The following is a 23215-nucleotide window of genomic DNA, read 5'->3' as shown; positions in this document are numbered from 1 at the left end:
GGGGCAAGGCAGACAACAAGGCGCGGGAATGAGCGACATCACATACGATCTTATTTTGACCCGTCCCGCCGCGCGGTCAGAGGAGTTTGCCGCTGCCCTTCCCGCCGAGATTGCGACGCGTGTGCGGATCCACATTGCGCCGGTTCTTGCAATCAAACAGATCGGGACTGTGCCTGATCTGACGGCTTACCGCGCCGTGATTTTCAGTTCTGCTTCTGCGGTCGGTCTCATGACACCCCCTTCGGCCATGCCCGCGTTTTGTGTTGGTAGACGCACAACGCAAGCTGCCACGGAGGCGGGTTTCGCCGCGCGCTTTTCTGGTGAGACAGCAGATGAGGTTGTGGCGACCTTGCAGCGCGCCAAACCAGACGGACCGCTTATTCATCTGCACGGTCAGCACACCCGTGGTGATATCGTAAAACGACTAAGTTCCGCAGGAATAGAGACGATATCAGCACCGATTTATGCTCAGGATGAAGTGGCATTACCGGCAGAGATTGTCACTCTTTTGAAGAGCAGCCCCGCGTCTTTGGTGCCGCTCTTCTCGCCGCGCAGTGCGACGCTCTTTGTCGAGCAGATTGGACAGCCGCCCAAGACGCTCCATCTCGTTGCGCTGAGTTCTGCTGTTGCAGAGGCTATTCCCAGACATTGGGGCGTGCCTGTACATGTCGCTGATGCTCCTGATGCGGCTGCGATCTGCGCAAAGATTTCGCAGGTCATCGCGGGTTGAGGCACGCGGGAGGGCAAGATAAGCTCATGTCGGAAACCGGCTTTTCGGGCTGACAGACAGATTCGCAAAGGGTGTGGTGTGACAAAATCCAAGTCTTCCAAGGAAACCAAAGCAACAGAGACATCTGAGGCAGAGGTGAAGATCACCGATGAAACGTCGGAAGATCAGATGAAAGACGATACATCCATAACCGACGATGCTGCCGCACCGGATGCGATGTTGGAGGGTGAAAAAGCTGAAAACGCATCCGATAGCGAGCCGGATTTGCCGGAAGAGCTTGCAGAAGATGTGCCAGAGCCAGCGACGCCAGAGCCTCAGCGCGAGGTCATCGTTCAGAAGACGGGATTTGTCGCGACTTTGACGGCGGGTATTCTGGCCGCAGGCGCGGGCTTTCTTGGCGCGCAGTATTCCTCGCAAAGCTGGCCTTTTGAGCCGGGGCCATCGACGGATCCGTTGGCCGTCGCGCAAACGGCGCAAGACAGCGTCGCTGCGTTGGAAGATCGGGTGACCGCCGCTGAAGAGGCTGTTGCCGCCCAAGCTGGTGCGACCCCGGATCTGTCTGGACTTGAGACACAGTTGAGCGACCTGACTGCATCGCTTAGCGAAATTGAAGCACGTGTTGGTGCGTTGGAAGAACGTCCGGTCGGAACCAATGGGACCCCCGCCGTCGATATGTCAGAGGTCGAGGGCGAGATTTCGAGCTTGCAAGATCAGCTCGCGACATTGATCGCTGAGGCCAATGTCGCGGAAGCCAGTGCCGCAGCGGCAGCGCAAGCCCAGCTTGCGCGGGCAGCTTTGGCGCGCGTCATGGCCAACCTGGAGACAGGTGCACCCTTTGCCGATGCGCTGGCGGATGTCGGCGGGGCGTCTGATGTCGCGATCCCCGAGGTGCTGACAAATACCGCAGCAGAAGGCGTCCCGACGCTTTCTGAGCTACAAGACAGCTTTGATCCCGTGGCACGCGATGCGTTGGCGGCGGCCCGTGGATCGGCGTCAAATGAAGGCGCTGGTGTTGCGGATCGCTTCGGTTCTTTCCTGCGCGCCCGCACAGGTGCCCGGTCTATTGAGCCGCGCGAAGGCGATGATCCGGATGCGGTTCTGTCGCGGATCGGAGCCAGCATTGGCACCGGCAATCTGGGCGATGCATTGGCCGAGGCCGAGGCGTTGCCAGACGAAGCCCGTAATGTGATGAGCGGCTGGGTGACCCAAGTTGAAACGCGTCAGCAGGCGCTCTCGGCGGCGGATGCGCTGTCGCAAGAACTCAATTCCAATTAAGGCGGTCCCGTTATGCTTTGGTCTTTGATAAAAGTTATTTTGTTTATCGGCATTATCGGTGCGCTGACATTGGGTGCCGAATACCTGCTGCAAACCGACGGCGGCGTGATGATCACCATTGGCGGCGTCGAATATACGTTTGGCGTTCTGGAAGCGACGATTGCCTTGATCGTGTTGGTTGTTGCGGTTTGGGTCTTCCTCAAATTGCTGGGTCTGTTGATTGCGACGCTGAAATTCATCAACGGTGATGAGACCGCAATCTCGCGGTATTTCGACCGCAATCGCGAGCGGAAAGGCTTTCAGGCGCTGTCTGACGGCATGATGGCGCTGGCCTCTGGTGAAGGGCGCACGGCGATGGCCAAGGCCGCCAAGGCCGAGAAATACTTGCGTCGGCCTGAGCTGACCAATCTGATCACCGCTCAAGCTGCCGAGGTTAGCGGCGACCGCAAAAAGGCCGAAGAGGTTTACAAACGTCTGTTGAAAGACGAGCGCACGCGCTTTGTCGGCGTGCGCGGGATCATGAAGCAGAAGCTTGCGGATGGTGAGACGGACACAGCGTTGAAGCTGGCTGAAAAGGCGTTCGCGCTGAAGCCCAAGCATGTCGAGACGCAGGATACTTTGTTGAAATTGCAGGCCGAGACTGCGGATTGGTCCGGCGCGCGCAAGACGCTGAACGCGAAACTGCGCCACGGCAGCCTGCCGCGTGACGTGCACAAGCGCCGTGATGCTGTGCTGGCGCTGTCAGAAGCATCGGATATCTTGGCCGAGGGCCAGACGATCGAAGCACGCGAGACTGCGATTGAGGCCAATCGCCTGTCGCCCGATTTGATCCCCGCCGCCGTGATGGCTTCGCGCGCCTATATCGAGCAAGGCAAACCCCGCTATGCGACACGCCTTTTGAAGAAGGCCTGGGACGCGCGTCCGCATCCTGATCTAGCCGCAGCCTTTGCCGAGATTGAGCCGGATGAAGAGCCCGCCAAGCGCGTCAAACGGTTTGCGGCACTGACAAAGACCAAGCCGGATCATCCGGAAACACGAATGCTTCTGGCCGAGCTTAACATCGCCGCAGAAGATTTCCCCGCCGCGCGCAAAGCGCTGGGTGATCTGGTTGAAACGGACCCGACCGCGCGGTCTATTTCAATCATGGCGGTCATTGAGCGTGGTGAAGGGGCTGATGATTCAGTTGTTCGGGGTTGGCTGACCAAAGCGTTGAGTGCGCCGCGCGGTCCGCAGTGGATTTGCGACAATTGTCATAACATCCATAGCAACTGGAGCCCGGTCTGCTCGAACTGTTCCAGCTTTGACACGCTTACCTGGAGAGAGCCGACAACGGGCGAGGCCACCGTGCCCGCCTCGGCGACGATGCTTCCACTGATCGTGGACGAGCCGAAAGATGCCGAGATTGAGGTGATTTCGCCCGAGGTCGAAGACGCGATCCTTGCGGATCAGGACGCGGGTGAAACGGTCGACGCAGAAAAGTCTGACGCCACAAAATAGCCCTTCCAACAGGCGTGGCATGGTGTTACTAGCCCCGCCCAAGGCCGCTGTAGCTCAGCTGGTAGAGCACGTCATTCGTAATGATGGGGTCGGGGGTTCGAGTCCCTTCAGCGGCACCAAAATCCAACATCGCTTATAGAAAATACCGCGCCAGAATAGGCTTCAGGCGCGGGTGGGTTCGGCCATCGGCTCTTCGACTTCGACTTCGGGTTTGCGGAGGCAGAGCCTGAGCAGTGGTGGTACAGTCAGCAATGTCAGGAAGGCTGACATCGACAAACCGCCGACGACCACAGCTCCGAGACCGCGATAAAGTTCGGATCCGGCACCAGAGAAGACGATCAGCGGAAGCATCCCCATCACGCTGGTCAATGTCGACATGAAGATCGGGCGGATGCGGTTGCGCGTTGCCTCTTCGATGGCTTCAATCGGCTCCATCCCCTCTTCGCGCAGGTGATAGAGTGACTGATGCACGATCAGAATCGCGTTGTTCACGACAATGCCGACAAGGATCACGAACCCAAGCAGCGTGAGCATATCCATCGGTTGGGTCTGGTAGGTGTTGAGCAAGGCGAGCCCGCCGACACCGCCTGCCGCCGCGACGGGAACCGAGATCAGAATGACGAGCGGTAGCACAAAGCTCTCGAACAGGATCGCCATTACGAGGAACACGATAATCAGGGCCACGACCAGATTGATCTGGATGGCGGACCATGTCTGGCTCAGCTGATCTGCGGTGCCAGAGACAGACAGGCGGATATCATCGGGGATGCCGCGTTCTTCCAGAACATCGACGACTTCACGCTCCAGCAACTCTACCGCTTCTTCCAGTGGAAGGCTGTCGGATGGGCGCACCTCAAGCGTCACAGTGCGGAGCCGGTCGCGGTGGCGAATTTCTGTCGGGCCAGCGGTTAAGACGACCTCTGCCAAGGCTGAGACTGGAACGATCTGGCCGTCCGGGGTCACCACCGGGTAGTTGCCCACATCCTGCGTCCGCGCAGCATCGCTGACGGATGGATCACCTTTAAGGACCAGATCGACCCGTTCCGAGCCGACGGTGATTTCGGCCACGCGCAGACCGTCATTGAATGCATCCACAGTGGATGCAAGGCCCGAACTGTCCAGCCCGGCGTCCGCAAGCCGCAAACGGTCGGGGATCAGACGCACCTCGGGCGCGCCAAGCTCAAGGCCGGGGATCGGGCGAAACTGGTGCCCTTCAGAGCGGGGCAGAATGCCCGAGACGATGCCGGCGGCCTGTCCTGCCACGCTGAGGATTTCGTCCAGATCCTGACCCGAGATATTCAGCTCAATTGCGCGGCCTCCGCCGACCCCACGACCAAAGAGCGAGGGCTGCGTCATGAAGCCAAACGTGCCAGGTTCGGCAAAGATCGGGCGGCTCAGCACGGGGATCAACTCAGCGGCGCGCTGGCCATCGACCGCAGCAGCCCCGACGAAGGAGTTGCCGGGCGTTGCGACGAAAAAGAACGTGTCGATCGTCGCTGTGCCATCTGCCGTCTCAGTCGCTGGGGCGGCTTCCCAAAGCGGTTGCGCAACACCTTCGATGCGCTGGGCAATGGTTTCGGTTGTCTCAAGATTATAGCCGGGGGGCGGGATGATCAGACCGAACACAAGGTTACGATTGCCTTCGGGCAGGTATTCCAGCCGGGGCAGGAATGTGATGCTTGCGATAGCCGCGCCGCCAGCGATGATGCTGACCATCATGATACCGATGGCGCGCGACCGAACGGTCAAGCGGACATAGCGCATGATCAGCCCGTGAAACCCCCGCGCGAAGTGATCTATGCCCCAGAGACGCACCGGCTTTTGATCGCCTGCGCGCAGCAAACGGCTGGCCAGCGCCGGGATCACAGTGACCGCAACGACCAGCGACAGCAGAACCGAGACAGAGATCGCCACCGCGATGTCACGGAACAGCTGCCCCGCCTCAAGTTGCATGATGAGGATCGGCACAAAGACCAGAACGGTCGTCATGGCAGAGACAAGGATCGCGCCCCAGACTTGTTGCGCTCCTTTTCGGGCCGCCTCACGACGGTTGAGACCTTCTTCGCGCAGTCGGAAGATATTTTCGAGCACGACAATCGCCGCGTCGACGATCATGCCCACGGCAAAGGCGATTCCTGCAAGCGAGATCACGTTGAGCGTCCGCCCGGTTATGGCCATCACCACGAATGTGGCCACAATGGACACCGGGATCGAGAGTGACACGACAAGGGTCGCGCGCGGACTTCGCAGGAACAGCATCAGAATCAGCGCGGCGAGCGCACCCCCGATCCAGATATTTTGCGTTACCAGATCAATCGCGCCGTCGATGTAAATCGTCTCGTCATAGACCTGCTGCATAACCAGGCCCGCATCCGCGACGGGACCTGCCGAGAGATCATCGAGCACGAGGCGGATTTCCTCCATCACGCTGATGACGTTGGCCCCGGCTTCGCGCACCACGTTGAACGCAAGCCCGGACTCGCCCTTGAACCGCAGGCGCGCGGTGGGTTCTTTGTAAGCGAAGGCCACCTCGGCCACATCCCCGACGCGAACCCGTCCTGTACCACCTAGGCTGGCGCCCGAGCGCAGAACCACGTCGCGGATCGCGTTTTCGGTGTTCAGGTTGCCTTCGGTGCGCACGACATAACGGCGCTTGCCTTCATCCACATCTCCGGCGGATATCGAGATATTCTCGGCCCGTAGCGTACGTACGACCTCTGGCACGGTCAGCCCGTAAAGCGACAGGCGGCGTGGATCGACGACCACCTGCAATTCGCGGGTCACGCCACCAAAGACGTTCACAGCCGAGACACCTTCGATCCGCTCCACACGGTCCTTGATGATGTCTTCGACGAAGTCACCATAGGTCGGCATCGGGCGGGTGTTACCCTCCTGCGCGGTCAGCAAAACCCACGCGATAGGGCTGTCATCGGCCCCGGAGGTGTTCAGGGACGGCTCATTCGCCTCATCAGGATAACTGCTGACGCGGTCAAGCCGGTTGGACACCAGCAAAAGCGACTGGGTCATGTCTGTGCCGACGGCAAATTCCAGCGTCACTTCAGCCACGCCCGTGCGCGAGCGGGAGGTCATGATTTCGAGCCCTTCAAGGCCGCGCAGCGCTTCCTCCTGCGGATTGACGATCTCGCGCTCAATCTCTGAGGGGGCGGCGCCGGGCCAGTTCGTCTCGATCACGACGATGGGCTTGCGCACGTCCGGGGCCAGTTGGATTGGGATACGCGACAGGGCGATTACCCCAAACAGGATCGCCATCACAACAAGGGCGACAACGGCAATCGGTCTTTCGATGGCGTAGCGAATGATATCCATCAGTTTGACTCGATTGGATTGGGGGCGATGTCCTGTCCGGGTCGCAACCGTTCATTGCCACGCACCACGACGATATCGCCTTCGGTCAGACCATTAACCACCTCATATCGATCGCCCATCGGCAGGCCAATTTGCACACTGCGGGGTTGCGCCTTGCCTTCGTCTGCCACAAAAACGGTCCAGCCGCCTTGCGCCTGAACCAAAGCATCCTTTGGCACCGACAGTATGGAGCGCGCTTCACCAACCGGAATTTGAACGGTGATGGACTGCCCCACGGCGACATTGCTGAGCGCCCCCAAACCGGGTGCTGACATCCGCACGGCGCGGGTGCGGGTAGAAACATCTTCAAGCGGCAGGATCGCACGCAGCTCAAGCGTCAGATCTTGTGCGTTTTCGGTGGTTGCCTGCAATTCCTGACCTGGTTGCAACGCACCTAAGTAACGGGCGGGCACGCTGGCCTGCACTTCAAATGCGTCGATATCCAACAACCGGACAACCGGCGTGCCAGCGGCAATGAATGCACCGGGGATCGTGTTGACCTCGATCACAATACCGGGGAAAGGCGCGATGATCGTGCTGCGCTCCAGCTGATAACGGGCCTCGGCCAGTTGTGCTTCCGTGCTTTTTTCGCGGGCCTGTGCTTCGGTCAGCTGGGATTGAGCTTCCAGCACATCAGATTGCGCATCATCAAAACGTCCCTGACTGAACGAGCTTGAGCCGCGCAGTGCTTCGATCCGGGCAAAGGTCGTGCTTGCCCGATCCAACCGCACCCGTGCTGTAGCAATGCCCGCCTCGGCTTCGGTCATCTGCGCTTCGGATTGCGCGACGATGATCTCAAGCAATTCGCGGTCCAGCTCGACCAGCACATCACCTGTTTCAACGCGCGCGCCTGCAAGGACATTCACAGTTTCAACTGTGCCAGCAACCCGGCTGGCGACAGAGCCATCGCGCGCGGTGATTACTTCGGCAAAGACGGGCACGGTTTCGGCCAGCATCCGCTCTTCGACGGTCTGCACGCCAACGGCTGCAGCACGCCCTTGTGCATGGGCCATCACGCTGGGCAAAGCGAGGGCGAGGGCAGCGAGGCAAGATATCAGACGCATGGGAAAACTCCGGTTCTGCGTCAATGACATAGCACGTTCCGCAGATCATCAAAGGGCTTTGCGTCCCGGTTTGGGTGTCACAAAGTGGTTAACCCTATTTGACCGTGTTCCGGGAACAAGCTAGAACAAAAAGAGAACAATTAACGGATTCGCTGCCCTTTGAATGTCTTATCTTGCGCCCTCCAAACGACTGTCCAGCCAAACCCGGCTGTCGTTGCGCAGTATTGGTGCGCAGAAAGTGCTGTCAGACGTGTTTGCCCAGACCGCTGCGGACGCGGCGGCTGTGGGATTCGTGCTGGCGCATCTGCCGCGCGAGGCAGGCACCGTGCTGTGGGCGCAAGATCGGCTTTCCGCCAAGGAGGCCGGTCAGCCTTATATGCCCGGCATTGGCCCTACGCAGCCGGTCATGCGGGTTGCGGTCAGTCGCCCCTCCGACGTGCTGGTCGCGATGGAGGACGCGCTGCGCTGCCAATCGGTCAGCGCCGTGATCGGCGAGATATGGGGCGATCCGCCCACGCTGGATTTCACGGCAACCAAACGGCTCGCCCTTCGGGCCGAGGCCAATGGCGTGCCCTGCTGGCTGATCCGGCGCGCGGCGCATCCAAACTTGAGCGCAGCGCGCAATCGCTGGCGCATCGCATCGCTGCCATCCGCCGCGCATCCGCACGATGCCCAATCCCCCGGCGATTCGCGCTGGCAGGTCGAACTGTTCCGCTCGCGCGCAGCACAACCCGGCATCTGGGCTGTGCGCTATGACCGGGCGACGGGTCGTCTCGATTTTTCTGCCGCACCTGTCGATGGAGCGGTGGAAACGCGTGATGGAGCAGACCGGCGCCGCGCCACCCGATGATCTGCCTGCCGCGATGGTGGCCGAGGGCCAGCATGGCCCGGTGATCCACGACACCAACCGCGCCGCACGGCTGGCCGGAGTGCAACGCGGCGCGCGTGTGACAGACATGAAAGCGCTGCTGCCTGATCTGCGCGTTGAATATGCCGACATTGTCGGGGATCGCCACGCGATGGAACAGTTGATGTTCTGGGTGCGTCGCTGGTGCCCGTGGTCAGTGCAGGACGGCCCGGACGGCTTGGTGCTGGACACGACCGGGTCAGATCACCTGTGGGGTGGCGAGGTCGCGATGCTGGCTGATATGGAAGCGGCGTTTTCGGGACTTGGCCTGACCGCGCAAATCGCGCTCGCTCCCACATGGGGCGCGGCTTGGGCCTTGGCGCGTTATGGCACCGTGCGCAGCATTTGCCCTGAGGGCGAGATCGCGCAAAAACTCTCACCCCTTCCGGCAGAGGCGCTGCGGCTGAATAATGGTACCGTGACATTGCTGCGCCGTCTGGGCCTGAAAACCATTGGCGCGCTGGCCGATGTGCCGCGCCTGTCGCTGACCCGCCGCTTCGTCAAAGCCAAACTGAACGAGAACCCGGTGATCCGTCTGGATCAAGCGATGGGCCGCACGGCAGAGCCTGTCTCAAGCCCCGATGCCGCCCCGTCGTTTCGCGCCCATGCCCGCTTGCCTGAACCGATCATGGACCCGACGCCGTTCATGCCGGATCTTTGCCGTGAGCTCTGTGACCAGATGGAGGCGCAGGGCTATGGTTGTCGCCGTCTTCTGCTGACCGTTTATCACACAGATGGCGATACGCATCGCATCGACGTGGCAATGTCGGTGCATAGTCGCGACCCGGATCATCTGCTCTATCTCTTCCGCGACAAGCTGGATGCGATCAATCCGGGCTACGGGTTTGATCTGATCACACTGGATGCCGGGCAAACCGAACAGATGCAGGTTGTGCAAGCGCATCTGGAGGGGCGCGCCGATGAGACGGTTGATCTGTCGCGGCTGATCGACCGCCTGACCGCACGCTTCGGGGTGCGTTCGGTTAGCAAACCTGCACTGCGCGAAAGCCATGTGCCGGAGCGGGCGCAAAACTGGGTCGCTGCCCTGCATGGAGCGGGCGATACGACTGAGGCTGTGGCAGCAGAACGCCCGATCCGTTTGCTGAGCCATCCTGAAGAAGTGCGTGTGCTTTACGCAGTGCCGAAAGGCCCGCCGGTTCAGTTCATCTGGCGGCGGCAAACCCACAAGGTCACGCGCTATGCCGGCCCCGAACGCATCGCACCCGAGTGGTGGCACGACATGCCCGGCACCCGTCTGCGCGATTACTTCAAGGTCGAGGATCACGCAGGCCGCCGTTTCTGGCTGTACCGCCAAGGGCTTCACGGCGATGGGCGCGGCGGTGACCCGCGTTGGTTTGTCCACGGGATGTTTGCCTGATGCCCCAGAACGATCACCAACACCCCAAGCGCACCTTGGCCGAGGGTGGCTTTACCCCAAATGCGCGCAAGCCCTTTGTCGAGCTGGGCGTGACCAGCTGCTTTTCGTTTCTCTACGGCGCCTCCGATGCGGTCGATCTGACCGTCACTGCGTGGGATCACGGCTATGATGCGCTGGGCATTGCTGATCTGAACACGATGGCCGGGATCGTGCGGCTTCACGCGGAAGCCCGCAAAGCACATATCCGCCCCGTAATCGGGTGCCGTCTGCGCCTGATCACAGGGGAAGAGTTCCTCGCCTATCCGCGTGATCGGGCCGCCTATGGACGGCTGTGCCAGCTTCTGACCAAAGGCAAAATGCATGACCAAGACGGCCAATGGCAGGCCAAAGGGGCTTGCGATATCTCACTGCGGGATCTTTCGGATCACAGCGAAGGCGTCATTCTGATTGCACTTCCCCAAGCTGATCACAGGCAGTTTGCGTCAGGTCTGCGGCGTCTCAAGAAAGCGCTTCCGGGTTTGCAGTATATCGCGGCCAGCTACCTCTATCGCGGCGATGATCGCGCCCGGATCAACTTTCTGGACAAGCTCGCCCGCGAGAACCGCATGTCGATCCTTGCGACAAATGATGTGCATTACCACGCACCCGAACGGCGGCCCTTGCAGGATGTGATGACCTGTATTCGCGAAAAGACAACCATCGCGAAGGCTGGCTTTCTGCTATACGCGAACGCGGAACGGCATCTGAAATCCCCCGATGAAATGATCGCGCTTTTTGCGGAATGGCCCCATGCGATCCGTGCCACGCGCGACGTCGCCGATGCCTGCACGTTCAATCTGACAGAGCTGTCCTACGAGTATCCCAAAGAGGTCGTGCCCCAAGGCAAAACCCCGCAAGAATATCTGGAGGAACTGACATGGGCGGGCGCTGAAACGCGCTATCCGGAAGGTATTCCGGACAAGACCCACGCAAGTATACTCAAGGAACTGGCGCTGATTAGAAAGCTCGATATCCCACAGTATTTCCTGACGATCCACGACATCATTCAGTTCGCGCGCGAGACAGCGGAACCGCCGATCCTGTGTCAGGGTCGTGGATCAGCCGCCAATTCGGCGGTCTGTTACGTGCTGGGCATCACCGCCGTTGATCCCGCCAAGAACGATCTGCTGTTCGAGCGCTTCATCTCGGAAGAGCGCAAGGAACCCCCCGATATCGACGTCGATTTTGAACATGAACGGCGCGAAGAAGTGATCCAGCATATCTATGAGAAATACGGTCGCAGCCGCGCCGGGCTGTGCGCGACCGTGATCCATTACCGCCCCCGCATGGCGATCCGCGAGGTTGGCAAGGTCATGGGCCTCAGCCAGGATGTGACTACGGCTTTGGCCAAGACGATCTGGGGCAGTTGGGGGCGCGAGATTGGTGTGTCGGAGGCCGAAGAGGCCGGTCTCGATCTGAACGATCCGCTTCTCGCGCGGGCGATTAAACTGGCGGATCAACTGATCGGAATGCCGCGTCATCTGGGCCAGCATGTGGGCGGCTTCATCCTGACGGAAACGCCATTGAACCAGACGGTTCCCATTGGCAATGGCGCCATGCCCGATCGCAGTTTCATCGAATGGGACAAGGACGATATTGACGAGTTGCGGATCCTCAAGGTCGATGTGCTGGCGCTGGGCATGCTGACTTGCATCCACAAAGCCTTCGACCTGATCGAGGCGCATCATGGCAAAAAGTACGACTTGGCCACCGTCCCGCCCGAGCAGCCTTCTGTCTATGAGATGCTCCAGAAAGGCGACAGTCTGGGCGTCTTTCAGGTCGAGAGCCGGGCGCAAATGAACATGCTGCCACGATTAAGGCCTGAAAAGTTCTACGACCTTGTCATTCAGGTTGCCATCGTGCGACCCGGACCCATTCAGGGCAACATGGTGCATCCTTATTTGAAGCGTCGGCAGGGTCTGGAGAAGGCGACGTATCCCTCTCCGGGGGCGGAGCATGGCCCGCCCGATGAGCTAGAAAGAATTCTTGAGCGCACCCTTGGTGTGCCAATCTTTCAGGAACAGGCGATGAAGATCGCCATGGTTGCCGCGCGGTTTTCGTCGGTTGAGGCGAACCAGCTGCGCAAGGCGATGGCGACGTTTCGGTCCCGCGGCATGGTGACGGCACATAAGGAAATGATGGTCAGCCGCATGATCGCACGCGGCTATGATGCCGAGTTTGCCGCGCGTTGTTTCAGCCAGATCGAAGGGTTCGGCGAATACGGGTTTCCCGAAAGCCATGCGGCCAGTTTTGCTCTGCTGGTCTATATCTCAAGCTGGATCAAGCACGATTATCCGGATGTCTTTTGTGCGGCGCTGCTCAATTCGCAGCCCATGGGGTTTTACGCCCCCGCACAGATTGTCCGCGATGCTCGCGAACATGGTGTCGAGGTGCGCGCCCCCGACGTAAATTTCAGCCATTGGGACACGACGCTGGAACCGACAGGTCCTGGCACATTCGCCGTCCGCCTTGGTCTTCGCCAGATCGACGGGTTCCGCGAAGAGATGGCTCAACGGATCGAGGCACATCGGGCCGAGCCTTACACGAGCCTCGAAGATCTCAAGAAGCGGGCCGGTTTGGACGCAACTGCGATGCATCGACTTGCGGCGGCGGATGCCTTCCGGTCGATGATGTTGGATCGCCGCGCCGCCCTATGGGATGCGCGCGCACTGAAAGACGCACCGGACCTGCCGCTTTTCATCGAGAAGAACGCGCCAGATGAAGGGGAAGACCATGCAGTGAGTTTGCCGGAAATGCCGTCCTGCGAGCATGTGGTGGCCGATTACCAAACCCTGCGCTTGTCGCTCAAAGCGCATCCGCTGTCCTTCTTGCGCAAAAGCATGCACCGGCAAGGCTACGCCTCTGCTGCGCAACTGGCGCAGATGCGCAATGGCCAGCGTATCGCGATGGCGGGTGTGGTGCTGATCCGGCAAAAACCGGGCAGTGCGAAAGGTGTATGCTTTATCACGATCGAGGACGAAACCGGCGTCGCAAATCTGGTCGTCTGGCCCAAGATCATGCAGCAGTTCCGCAAGGCCGTCATGCAAAGCCGTCTGATCGACGTGCGCGGATATGTGCAACGTGACCGGGATGTGATCCACGTTGTCGTTCAACAGCTTCATGATCGAAGCGATGCGCTGGACCGGCTTTCCAACGAGCCGGTGCCAATTCAGTTATCGCGTGCAGACGAGGTCTTGCGCCCGGTCCCGGACACGCATTCGCGCCATCCGCGCAACGTCCGTATCATCCCGAAATCACGCGACTTTCACTAATCAGCGCACCACAAAATCCGCATGAAGCGCACCTGCAGCTTTGATGCTTTTCAAGATATCAATCATGTCACGCGGTGCGACGCCCAGCGCATTGAGCCCGGCGATCACCTCGGACAGCGACGTACCGCCCCGCACTTCGGCCAAGCCAATTCCGGGTTCGTCTTCGATCCCTGCGCGGGTGCGCGGCACAATCACCGTCTCACCTTCCGCAAAGGGGTTTGGCTGCACCGCAATTGGGGCTTCCTCAATCCGCAGGGTCAGGTTCCCCTGCGAAACGGCCACGCGTGAAATACGCACATCCTCGCCCATCACAATCGTGCCAGAGCGTTGATCGACCACCACGCGCGCGCGCCGTTCCGGCTCGACCAGGATATTCTCAACCCGCCCCAACGCGTGCGCCGGGGAGGACATGCGCGTCGCGTCTATATCCAACTCAACGGTGCCGGCGTCAGACATTACCGCCACACGCCGTCCAAACTCCGAATTGATCGCGCGTTCAATGCGTGACGCTGTGGTGAAATCCGGTGTCCGCAATGCCAGCCGGATCGACCGGAGTGCACCAAAATCGAATGCAATTTCGCGTTCCACACGTGCGCCATCCGGCACGACACCTGCGGTCGGCACACCCTGCACAACCTGCGCGGCCTCGCCTTCTGCAGCGGCACCGCCAGCAATCACAGTCCCTTGTGCAACCGCATAAATCTGGCCATCCGCCGCGTTGAGTGGTGTCATCACCAATGTGCCGCCCAGTAGACTTTTGGCATCCCCGATGGCCGATACAGTGATGTCGATCTTACTGCCTGCCCGTGCGAAGGGCGGTAGGCTGGCAGTGACGAAAACGGCAGCGACATTCTTGGGGCGAAACTGTTCCCCGGCCACGTTGACGCCCAGCCGTTCGAGGATGTTCGACATGATCTCTTCGGTGAACGGTGCGTTGCGCAGCCCGTCGCCCGTGCCGTTCAAACCGACGACCAAACCGTAACCGACAAGGTCGTTTCCGCGCACGCCATCGAACTCCACCAGATCCTTCAGACGGATCGGACTGGCCTCTGCCAGAAGCGGCAGCAGCACAAGAATGGCGGCAAGAAAGATACGCATCATCTGAGGAAATCCGATAGGTTCAGGCGCGAGAGTCGCGCGGTAATGGTGTAAAGCAGCTCCAGACTGCTCTCGACATTTTGCAGCTCGGTTGCGGCCTCATAGGGGTCAATTGCGGTGATCGCGCTGCGGGCCATTTCAACGGCGTGACGCTCTGCCCCAATCTCGGTCAGGCGCGACTCAAGTACGCCTTGATTGGCCCCGACGCGCCCTTGGTGCTGGACCAGCCCGGTGCTTGCACCGATCAGTGTCTCGGCCGCGTCCGCAGCCAAAGCGGCACGTTCAGCCGCAGGCAAGGCGTTCGTGTTTTCAGACACGATCGCGGCCATAATGAACCCCTTCAGGGTCGCTTTTATTTGATCATCAATCGCAGTTAACGGCTCTTCGATTGTGATCCCCTCTCCGACCGTTAAAGGCGACGCCTGTATGGTGGAACCGTTGTAGTGATCGGTCTCGAATGAGCCGCCCGTGTCAAACCAAGTATCTAGGGCGACGCTGATATCGCTTGCGGTGGTTAATCCGGTCATGGCGATCTTTGCGGCTGACAGGATATCCTGAGCGGGCGCGAGTGGGGTCGTGTCGATGGCCTGCCCTGCCAAAAGCGTGCGCCCCGCAACTTGAGTGTTCAGCGCTGAGACGACGCCTTCAAACTCAACCTCGGCGGCTTGGCTGGAGGCTGCGAGAAGCTCTGCATTACCACTGTTTGCGCTCGACAGAAGACGCGGAGCCATCTCGCTACTGCGTGCATTCACCTGCTCCAGAAGGGACTGAACACCGTCGTTCAAAAGTACGGCCTGACGGCTTGCATGCTCATATCCCGACAGCCGCGTTAACGATGTCTCCAGACCAGCGAGAGGGCGAAAGCCACCTTGAACGGTTTCGGTAAGATCGTGGTGTTGGCCCGTCGCAATCTCTTTTGTCAGGCGCTGAAAATCAGTGCGCAGGTTCGCATTGTGCTGCCGCATGGACAGGCTCTGCGCGAGATCTCCGATGCTTGAAATTGTCATCGCTAGATCCTCAACAACGCGTCGATCATCTCGTCGACTGTCTGAATCACGCGCGCATTTGCCGAATATGCCTGTTCGATCAGTAGGAGTTTCTGCATCTCCTGATCGGTATCAACGCCGTTCTCAAGCTCGGCCGAGCGGAACCCCGACTGTTGGGTGGTCGCAAATAGGACTTCGGAACCCGTATCGAGCTTTTGGCGCCCGAGTTCCGACAGAAAATCCGATCCAAGTCCACTCAGTGATCGCGCGCTTGTGCTGAACCCGCCGGATTGTGTCGGCTTGAGCGCTTGAAGGGCGTCGATCATTGCTGTCAGGCGACCTGTATCGCCGGGCGGGCCCTCTGCGCTGGCGTTTATCCCGTCGCGGACACGCCAGGCAGCGCCAGCATGTGCAGAATCCAAAGATGCGTTAACCTTAACGCGACCAGCGAGGCCCGTTTCGGCGGCAAGGTCCAAGGCGGCACCCGCATCGGTGAAAAAGCCCGGATCGCCTGTTGTTAAGGTTGGATCAACCGCTGGATCCTCAAACCGACTGATCAGATCGCGGGCAACCGCATCAAGCTGGCGCTGCGCCGTCACGGCAAGCTCGTCACGCACCTCGAAATGGCCTGCAAGGGAGCCCCCCGCAAAGACAGTTGCGGCGTCAATCGCGGTCCCGTTGACCTCAAGCCCGCCAAGTAATCCATTATCTTGGGTCATATGCGGAACGATCAATCCTGTTGAATTGAAGGTGATTTCGCTCACCTGTCCGCCTAACAACTGTGTGCCACCGAGCGTGAAAAGCGAGACTTGCCCGTTGTCGCTTTGAACCTCGCGCAATGGCACGATCCGGCTGACATCATCAAGAAGTGCTGCGCGGTGATCCTCCAGCGCCGCGGTCGAGTGCCCCCCCATACCGCGGCGCGCAATGTCGAAATTCAGATCGCGGATCTGGTCCAGTTTGGTCGTGAGCGTCTTGACCTCGGTCGCAATATTGCGATCTGCATCCATACGGAGGGACTGAATATCCTCCGAAACATGGTTTATGTGATCGGTTACCGATCCGGCCGTAGTGACGACAGCGCGCAGATGCGCGTCAGATGCGGGCTGACTGCTTGCCTGGATCAATGTCGCCTCAAAGGCGGCCATCTTTGCGGTTAACGAACTGCTCTCGGTGGGTAGGCCCACGCTGTTTTCCACACGCTGGAAAAAGCTGTTCCGGGTTTGCGCATTCGCCACATCTGCATCCGCATGTCGTCGATCTGTCTGAAGCGCCTGATCGACGACCCGATTGACCCCTGAAACGGACACACCACCAGAGAGCGTACCACCATCGCGCGCCGAAAGCTCAATCTCGCGCCGCGCGTAGTTCGGGTTCGTGACATTCGCCAAATTGGCCGACACCAGCTCGGCCGACCGCGACACCGCAGTCAGGCCGGACAAGGCATTTGAGAGGGAAGAGGAAATGCTCATCGGATCATCCTTCTGGGATCACCGGGGATCAGCGCTTGATGTTGGTGGTTTCCTGCAACATCTCGTCAACCGTCTGGATGACTTTCGCGTTCGAGGAATAGGCGCGTTGCGTCTGGATCAACTGCGTCAATTCCCCAGCAACATCGGTCGCGGACTCCTCGCGGGCAAAGCCGACCACATCACCAGTTGGTCCATCGCCCGCGTCCCACAGGAAGAACGATCCACTTTCTGGTGACGCCTGATAGGTCTGGTGATCAAGCGGGATCAGTCCATTTGGATTGGGCACGTCAACCAGCGGAACCTGATAGATCACACGGTTCAGACCGATATCGAAGAACGCGTGGACAAAACCGTTCTCATCCACTTCGACCGAGGTCATGTTCCCGATGGGAGAGCCGTCTTTGTTGATGTTTACCGGTGCGAATTTATCAGATAGCTGCGTGATTCCGTTGGAATCGCCATAAATACCGATGTTGATGTTAATCGGCCCACCGGCGACATTCACCGTAATGTCACCTGTGGCTGCGTTGTATCCGACACCGCTGGTCACGCTCACATTGTCCAGCGTACCACCACCGGTCCGGCTATCCTGAAACTCCAGAACATATTCGCCGATCACCACCCCGGGCTGAGCGGAGTCGGTGATAACCATCGTCCACTCGTTTGAAGAGCCACTGGCAGGGATGGTCGGCGTAAACTCGACCATCACGTTTTTGGAGGTCCCAAGGTTGTCGAAATATTCGATCGACAAGTCCTTCATATCCCCGCTGCTGGTCGAAGATGTTTCGGTCGCGGGCAGGTTCATGCCCAACGTCATCCGTGTTGTCGGCTTGCCGCCAAACTGGTTCACGTTGATCTGCACAGGCTCAAGCCCGTCTGCGGTGTCGCGCGGATAGGTTGGCATCGTACCATCCGAAAGTGCAGGCCAGCCCATCAGGACGAGGCCGGATTCGGTTTTCAAGAAGCCATCAGCATCGGTACGAAAGGATCCGGTCGTTGTCATGAAAAGCGGGTTTTCCCCGTTTGCGACGCCAACTGACGCCTCTGACGTGACGGGCAACATGCCACGGCCGCGGACGGCCAAATCGGTTGCATTCGACGTGGAGACCAACGGCCCGCGCTCATCGATCAGGCGTTGGGTTGTCACCCGTACGCCACCGGCCGAGTAAGAGCCGGTGCCACTTGTGATCACCATCGAATGAAAATCTGCCGACGCGCGTTTATAGCCGTAGGTCGAAGAGTTCGCGATGTTGTCCGAGATTGTGGCCAGACGGCTTGCATTGGCCGACAGGCCAGCAACGCCCGCATTCAGCGAGGAAGAAATTGTCATGGGTTGCGCCTTTCTGCTGCATCAACCGATTGGTCTGCCACAACAGTTAAGGGCGCAGGTTTAACACCAGCCTAACAAATACAATTGAACCTATTTCTCGCGCAAAACGATTACTTCGATGCGGTCGTTGACGACATTCATCTGGTCAGCCACCGATGGAATGCGGCTTGCATGGCCGCGCACGGTTCTGATCCGCTCAGGCTCAAAACCTGCATTGGTCATCAAGTCTCGCATTTGGGCTGCCCGATCAATCGAGACATCCCAGGTCGTGTTCTGTTTCAGAACGACAGGTTGCGCGCGCATGTGTCCCGCGATCGCAATGTCATTGCTGATCGTGCTCAAAACGCGCACCAGCATCTCGCCCAAAGCGACCATAAGATCGGTCGGCTCTGACCTGTTCTTGAAAAGGGGCTGATTTGTTTGCGAGCGCAAAGCGATGACTAAGCCTTCGTCTGTCCGTTTGGTTACGATATGCCTGAGCAAATCCTGATCAACCATGCTTTCGCCACTATTCGCCGCAAGCATTTCTTCAAGAGAGCTCAAGGCGGTGGCTTCCGTATCCGCCCCTTCGTTCTGACCCTTGGCGTCAGCATTATCCTGCACACCGGTCGCACCCTTCGACTTATTCGAAGAGGTCGGCAACTGTTTGCTGGCACCGGTGCCATTCTGCGCCATCGTTTCTTCCGAGAAGATGCTGTCGCCACCAAAGGCACCGTCCCCACCACCGGAAATCCGGTTGATCGGAATCGTCGGAGAGAAGTAATCCGCGACGCCCTTGCGTTGTTTTTCTGTTGTCGCATTCAACAGCCACATCAACAAGAAAAAGGCCATCATCGCAGTCACGAAATCAGCATAGGCAACCTTCCAGGCACCCCCATGATGACCGCCACCTTGGACAATCTTTTTCCGTTTGATGATGACTGGTGCGTTTGATTGCACACCCATCACACCACCACATTTTTCACCCAAGACCAGTCTTAGGCGGCAAATGTGAAGGGCGGCTTAACAATTAAAATGCGAGGCGTTTAGAAGTAGCTGCGCACAAGGCTCCCGGCGATGAGGCTCCAACCGTCGGCGACGACGAAGAAGGCAAGCTTAAAGGGAAGCGACACAATCGCAGGCGGGACCATCATCATGCCCATCGACATCAGCACGGCGGCAACCACGAGGTCGATGACAAGAAAAGGCAAGAAGATCAAAAAGCCGATCTGAAAGGCCCGCTCAATCTCGCTGATCAGGAATGACGGGACCAGCAGGGACAACGGCACATCGCTGTCGGTCACCGCAACTTCTGTCGCGCCGCGCAGATCGGCGAGGCTCAGGAAGGTCTCGGGATCGACGCGGGCCGACATGAACTCCCGAAAGGGTGTGATGCCCAGTTGAAACGCCTCTTCGATGGCGATTTCTTCGGCCATCAAGGGCACCATGCCAGCATTCCAGGCTGCGGTGAAAACCGGCTCCATCACGAAATAGGTCAGGAAAAGTGCAAGGCTGACGATCAACATATTCGGCGGGGATTGTTGCAGGCCAATCGCTTGTCTGAGGATGGCCAGAACCGTCACGATAAACGGAAAACAGGTTATCATCATGGCAAGCCCCGGCACGAGGCTGAGGATTGTTACAAGCACCAAAAGCTGGATGCTGCGCGCCGCCAGAGAGCTGTCATCCCCCAAGGAAAGCGTCACCTCCTGCGCAGAGGCAGGCAGGGCGAAAAGGCCTATTGCCAGCAGAACCAGAACGCAGCGCAGGATCATTCAGCGGCCCCGGAAAGACCAGAGACTTCGGTCAGGCGCACCGCCAATTGACCGGTTTCGTCATCGGCTTCCTGCAGCTCCCCGCGCGCGATCAGCTTGTCGCCGATGTAAAGTTCCACAGGGTCCGAGATGCGGCGATCCAGTGTTAGGATAGCGTTTTCATCAAGTGAAAGCAGTTCCTTGACCGTTGGCCGTGCGGTCCCGACAGAGATTGTGACCTCGATGGGGACGTCCTTGAAGCCTGAAGTGTTAGACGGCATCGGCGTGTTCCTCCGACAAGTTAGGTTGCAGGCTATAGAAATCAGAGACCGCTGCCTGGATTTCGGCAGTCAGCGCGGGTAGGTCGATCTGATGCTCAATCGCACCAAGGTCCAGGTTTGCCTGGCCACTCATCAGCGTAGCCTCGTCAATGAGCCTGAGTGGCAGTTCGCAATGCCCTTCCAGCGCATCTTCGATCGAACTGCGATCTTCAGGCGCGATGCGTAGGCTCAATTGCGTGTCCATGCTGGTGTCAGCGACCGCGAGGACTTTTTCGACAATCAGCGGTGCGAGACTGCTTTGCGCAACCGCTGGCAGAATATTAGAGGCCAATTGCTCCATCAGCGGACGTAGTGCGGCAAGCGTATGCGCCTTTGCCTCGGCCAATGTGAACGACAGGTCTGACAGGGTTTGCGTCGCCGCTGTTTCAACGGCGGCCGCGCCTTCGGTCATCGCGGCATTGGCATCATCCCAACCGGCCTTGAACCCGGTCTCATAAGCCTCCAGCCGTTGATCTTCAGAAAGCGCTGGGCCACTCGCATCAGCCTCCGGGCTTGGAGAAGAGCTGCTGAAGTCTTCGTAAGAATAACGCTGATCATTCATGCCGTTTCTTCCTCCATCCAGTTGCGCAGGATCTCCATCGTTTCATCCTGCCGCTCTTCAATCATCTGGCGCAGACGCAGGACGGGATCTTCGGTGGGAAGACGCTGGGATTGGCCTTCGGGTGCCATCACATCATCCGCGGCCAGCGTCGTGCCGGTTAACGTTGGCAACGTGCCGTCCGGTGTGGTGGTCATGGTGGCAGGAGCAGGAAGGCTGGCCGGTGATGAGGTGGTCAGGATAGGCCGCACGACAAAGAGGCCAAGCACCAGTGAGGTGAGCGCCAGAACGCAGACCTGAATGATCGACATCAGGTCAATCGTGATCCCGTCAAGCACAGAGCCCGCTGCCGGCGTCCCCGGTAATTCAAGCGGCGTCATTTCAAGCGATTTCAGCGTGATGACATCGCCGCGCGCCTCGTTAAATCCGATGGCAGAGGCGACCAGATCGTGTAGTACCTCCATCTCGACATCTGTCCTTGGTGCCCATGTCGTCGTGCCGTCTTCATTGGTTGAGCGGATGCCATCCACCATCACAGCGACGGTCAGACGCTTGATCGCACCCGGTGCGCGCAGAACTTCGCGCTGCGTCTCGGACACCTCGAAATTCACGCGCTCGCGTGTTTCTGAGTTTTGCGAAGAAGACGCGCCACCCCCGCCTGCCGCATCTCCATCGGGAAGGTTCGACGCCACCGTGACCCCACCTGCCGCGCTGTCGGTCGCCTCGTTCGTGGTCTCGACCGTATCCGTACTGATCGCGACGCGTCCTTCGGGATCAAACCGACGCTCAACGATGGATTCGCGATCCGTCACCGTTTCCAGAGACACTTCAACAATGGCTTTTCCAAAGCCGACATGCGCTTCCAGAAGCCGCTCGACACTGCTGCGCAGAGCCTGTTCGCGGTCCATCTCACCGCCGCTGACCACCGCATCTTCGCGCCCGACTAGAATGCCGTCTTCTGTGATGATCGATACGTCTTCCGGCGTCAGCCCTGATACTGCAGAAGACACCAGATATTTCAGCGCTTTCGCCTGCCCTGCCGACACACCGTCGCCCGCTGCTGTCACGGTCACCGATGCGGTTGGCTTGATATTGCGCGCAAACGCGCGTGAAGACGGTGTTGCGATATGGACCCGTGCGCTTCTGATCCAGGGGCTGGCCGAGATTGTGCGGGCCAATTCGCCCTCTTTCGCGCGCCAGTAAGCGGCGTCGAACATCTGGGACGTCGTCCCGAAGCCCGAAAGCGAATCAAGTAGCTCGTACCCGGCGGAGCCATTCGCCGGGATACCGTCGCGCGCCAGCGTCATGCGCAGCCTGTCCCGCTCGTTCTGCGGCACGTAAATCGCTCCACCGCGCACATCATGGGCAACCCCGGCTTGTTCCAGCCGAGAGATCACCTCCCCCGCCGCGCCTTGTTCAAGGCCCGAGTAAAGCAAGGCCATCTTCGGCGTCGCAGCCAGCCTGGAAACACCAAGAATCGCGGCGAACATCAGTAAGGTGGCGACGGTGACAAAGACACGGCGTTGCAGTGTCAGTGAGGACCAGACAGAGAGAATCTGCTGCACGATATAGCTCCTGTAAGGGCGGACCTTCTGCCCGCCGGCACCCCCTTCATGACCGAACGGCCTTAACAATCGGTTAGTGCTCTTCGGTCTATAGAGGAGGAAATCGAAAACGAGGTCCGCCATGGCTGACGCTGAAATCGCTGATGCAAACGATGCAGAAACAGCACCGAAAAAATCGCTTAAAATGCCGATCATCATCGGGCTTGTTTTGGCGATCCTTGGCGGTGCTGGAGGGTATTTTGCTGTGCAGATGGGCCTTCTTTTCGGTCGTGAGGATGAGACTGCCCAAACCGAGGAAGCGCCGTTCGAAGCGCTGCCAGATATCGCGTTTGTGCCGGTTGATCCACTGGTGATCTCACTGAACGAGAACGGCACGAACCGCTATCTGAAGTTCCGCGCGCAACTAGAGGTGCGAGGGCCTGCAGCTGACGATGTGCAGCAACTGATGCCGCGCGTTGTCGACGTTCTGAATAATTACTTACGCGCCGTGGATGTGGCTTTGCTCAGCGAAACGTCGGCCCTTGTCGGGTTGCGCGCGCAAATGCTGCGCCGGGTGCAGGTCGTTGTGGGCCATGGCCGTGTCCGCGATCTGCTCATCATGGAATTTGTGCTGAATTAGGAGAG

Annotated in this window: 18 protein-coding genes and 1 tRNA gene; 8 read left to right on the top strand and 11 right to left on the bottom strand. The window is 59.2% G+C overall.

Features of this window, described 5'->3' with window-relative positions:
* The first annotated feature begins 28 nt into the window (after positions 1–28).
* The 4 genes from KUW67_RS05340 to KUW67_RS05325 all read left to right on the top strand — a co-directional run bounded on the left by KUW67_RS05340 (position 29) and on the right by KUW67_RS05325 (position 3621).
* Entirely contained in the window at positions 29–730 is a 702-nt protein-coding gene (locus tag KUW67_RS05340) for a uroporphyrinogen-III synthase (RefSeq protein ID WP_224824242.1), read from the top strand.
* Positions 731–808: 78 nt separating this feature from the next.
* The gene (locus KUW67_RS05335; RefSeq protein WP_224824241.1) at positions 809–2005 is read left to right on the top strand and encodes a COG4223 family protein; all 1197 of its coding nucleotides are present in this window, start codon (positions 809–811) and stop codon (positions 2003–2005) included.
* Between the two features lie 12 nt (positions 2006–2017).
* The gene (locus tag KUW67_RS05330; protein WP_224824240.1) at positions 2018–3502 is read left to right on the top strand and encodes a heme biosynthesis protein HemY; all 1485 of its coding nucleotides are present in this window, start codon (positions 2018–2020) and stop codon (positions 3500–3502) included.
* Positions 3503–3545: 43 nt separating this feature from the next.
* Positions 3546–3621 (top strand) — tRNA-Thr (locus KUW67_RS05325).
* A 43-nt stretch (positions 3622–3664) separates the two neighbouring features.
* On the opposite strand, the gene KUW67_RS05320 is transcribed toward KUW67_RS05325, so the two are convergent.
* Positions 3665–6829 (bottom strand): efflux RND transporter permease subunit, encoded by a 3165-nt coding sequence (locus KUW67_RS05320; protein ID WP_224824239.1) that lies wholly within the window; start codon positions 6827–6829, stop codon positions 3665–3667.
* Entirely contained in the window at positions 6829–7932 is a 1104-nt protein-coding gene (locus tag KUW67_RS05315; RefSeq protein WP_224824238.1) for an efflux RND transporter periplasmic adaptor subunit, read from the bottom strand. The genes KUW67_RS05320 and KUW67_RS05315 overlap by 1 nt, the downstream gene beginning before the upstream one ends.
* Positions 7933–8095: 163 nt before the next feature.
* Between KUW67_RS05315 and KUW67_RS05310 the strand changes: the two genes are divergently transcribed.
* The 3 genes from KUW67_RS05310 to KUW67_RS05300 are packed head-to-tail and all read left to right on the top strand — an operon-like array spanning position 8096 to position 13528.
* On the top strand, positions 8096–8782 hold the full coding sequence (locus KUW67_RS05310) for an ImuA family protein (protein WP_224824237.1): 687 nt from the start codon (positions 8096–8098) through the stop codon (positions 8780–8782).
* Positions 8685–10217, top strand: a complete 1533-nt coding sequence (locus KUW67_RS05305) for a DNA polymerase Y family protein (RefSeq protein ID WP_224824236.1) — start codon at positions 8685–8687, stop codon at positions 10215–10217. The genes KUW67_RS05310 and KUW67_RS05305 overlap by 98 nt, the downstream gene beginning before the upstream one ends.
* Complete coding sequence (locus tag KUW67_RS05300) at positions 10217–13528, top strand: error-prone DNA polymerase (RefSeq protein WP_224824235.1); 3312 nt, start codon at positions 10217–10219, stop codon at positions 13526–13528. Before KUW67_RS05305 ends, KUW67_RS05300 begins: the two co-directional genes overlap by 1 nt.
* On the opposite strand, the gene KUW67_RS05295 is transcribed toward KUW67_RS05300, so the two are convergent.
* From KUW67_RS05295 to fliF, 9 genes are all read right to left on the bottom strand, one after another.
* Entirely contained in the window at positions 13529–14629 is a 1101-nt protein-coding gene (locus tag KUW67_RS05295) for a flagellar basal body P-ring protein FlgI (protein WP_224824234.1), read from the bottom strand.
* The gene (locus tag KUW67_RS05290) at positions 14626–15633 is read right to left on the bottom strand and encodes a flagellin (protein ID WP_224824233.1); all 1008 of its coding nucleotides are present in this window, start codon (positions 15631–15633) and stop codon (positions 14626–14628) included. The genes KUW67_RS05295 and KUW67_RS05290 overlap by 4 nt, the downstream gene beginning before the upstream one ends.
* A 2-nt stretch (positions 15634–15635) precedes the next feature.
* Positions 15636–17084: a flagellar hook-associated protein FlgK gene (gene flgK, locus KUW67_RS05285; RefSeq protein WP_224824232.1), complete on the bottom strand. Its 1449-nt coding sequence runs from the start codon at positions 17082–17084 to the stop codon at positions 15636–15638.
* 28 nt (positions 17085–17112) lie between these two features.
* Positions 17113–18414: a flagellar hook protein FlgE gene (locus tag KUW67_RS05280; RefSeq protein WP_224824231.1), complete on the bottom strand. Its 1302-nt coding sequence runs from the start codon at positions 18412–18414 to the stop codon at positions 17113–17115.
* 90 nt (positions 18415–18504) lie between these two features.
* Positions 18505–19383, bottom strand: coding sequence for a flagellar motor protein MotB (locus KUW67_RS05275; RefSeq protein WP_370634909.1), 879 nt, complete (start codon positions 19381–19383; stop codon positions 18505–18507).
* A gap of 56 nt (positions 19384–19439) precedes the next feature.
* Entirely contained in the window at positions 19440–20168 is a 729-nt protein-coding gene (gene fliP / locus KUW67_RS05270) for a flagellar type III secretion system pore protein FliP (RefSeq protein WP_224824230.1), read from the bottom strand.
* Positions 20165–20428, bottom strand: a complete 264-nt coding sequence (locus tag KUW67_RS05265; protein ID WP_224824229.1) for a FliM/FliN family flagellar motor switch protein — start codon at positions 20426–20428, stop codon at positions 20165–20167. Before KUW67_RS05265 ends, fliP begins: the two co-directional genes overlap by 4 nt.
* The gene (locus tag KUW67_RS05260; RefSeq protein WP_224824228.1) at positions 20418–21029 is read right to left on the bottom strand and encodes a flagellar biosynthesis protein; all 612 of its coding nucleotides are present in this window, start codon (positions 21027–21029) and stop codon (positions 20418–20420) included. The genes KUW67_RS05265 and KUW67_RS05260 overlap by 11 nt, the downstream gene beginning before the upstream one ends.
* Positions 21026–22591 (bottom strand): flagellar basal-body MS-ring/collar protein FliF, encoded by a 1566-nt coding sequence (gene fliF, locus KUW67_RS05255; RefSeq protein ID WP_224824227.1) that lies wholly within the window; start codon positions 22589–22591, stop codon positions 21026–21028. Before fliF ends, KUW67_RS05260 begins: the two co-directional genes overlap by 4 nt.
* Before the next feature lie 121 nt (positions 22592–22712).
* Here fliF and fliL point away from each other — a divergent pair, with 121 nt between their 5' ends.
* A complete protein-coding gene (gene fliL / locus KUW67_RS05250; protein WP_224824226.1) occupies positions 22713–23210 on the top strand; it encodes a flagellar basal body-associated protein FliL in 498 nt (165 codons plus the stop codon).
* Positions 23211–23215: the final 5 nt, after the last annotated feature.

It is taken from the genome of Cognatishimia sp. MH4019 (assembly GCF_020177595.1).
Lineage (GTDB): Bacteria > Pseudomonadota > Alphaproteobacteria > Rhodobacterales > Rhodobacteraceae > JAHTBL01.
This window is presented reverse-complemented; position numbering and strand designations above follow the sequence as displayed.

Coding starts and splice junctions, on each gene's coding strand:
- KUW67_RS05340 (WP_224824242.1), top strand. CDS start 29: ATGAGCGACATCACATACGATCTTATTTTGACCCGTCCCGCCGCGCGG.
- KUW67_RS05330 (WP_224824240.1), top strand. CDS start 2,018: ATGCTTTGGTCTTTGATAAAAGTTATTTTGTTTATCGGCATTATCGGT.
- KUW67_RS05320 (WP_224824239.1), bottom strand. CDS start 6,829: ATGGATATCATTCGCTACGCCATCGAAAGACCGATTGCCGTTGTCGCC.
- KUW67_RS05315 (WP_224824238.1), bottom strand. CDS start 7,932: ATGCGTCTGATATCTTGCCTCGCTGCCCTCGCCCTCGCTTTGCCCAGC.
- KUW67_RS05310 (WP_224824237.1), top strand. CDS start 8,096: ATGTCTTATCTTGCGCCCTCCAAACGACTGTCCAGCCAAACCCGGCTG.
- KUW67_RS05305 (WP_224824236.1), top strand. CDS start 8,685: ATGACCGGGCGACGGGTCGTCTCGATTTTTCTGCCGCACCTGTCGATG.
- KUW67_RS05300 (WP_224824235.1), top strand. CDS start 10,217: ATGCCCCAGAACGATCACCAACACCCCAAGCGCACCTTGGCCGAGGGT.
- KUW67_RS05295 (WP_224824234.1), bottom strand. CDS start 14,629: ATGATGCGTATCTTTCTTGCCGCCATTCTTGTGCTGCTGCCGCTTCTG.
- KUW67_RS05290 (WP_224824233.1), bottom strand. CDS start 15,633: ATGACAATTTCAAGCATCGGAGATCTCGCGCAGAGCCTGTCCATGCGG.
- flgK (WP_224824232.1), bottom strand. CDS start 17,084: ATGAGCATTTCCTCTTCCCTCTCAAATGCCTTGTCCGGCCTGACTGCG.
- KUW67_RS05280 (WP_224824231.1), bottom strand. CDS start 18,414: ATGACAATTTCTTCCTCGCTGAATGCGGGCGTTGCTGGCCTGTCGGCC.
- fliP (WP_224824230.1), bottom strand. CDS start 20,168: ATGATCCTGCGCTGCGTTCTGGTTCTGCTGGCAATAGGCCTTTTCGCC.
- KUW67_RS05265 (WP_224824229.1), bottom strand. CDS start 20,428: ATGCCGTCTAACACTTCAGGCTTCAAGGACGTCCCCATCGAGGTCACA.
- KUW67_RS05260 (WP_224824228.1), bottom strand. CDS start 21,029: ATGAATGATCAGCGTTATTCTTACGAAGACTTCAGCAGCTCTTCTCCA.
- fliL (WP_224824226.1), top strand. CDS start 22,713: ATGGCTGACGCTGAAATCGCTGATGCAAACGATGCAGAAACAGCACCG.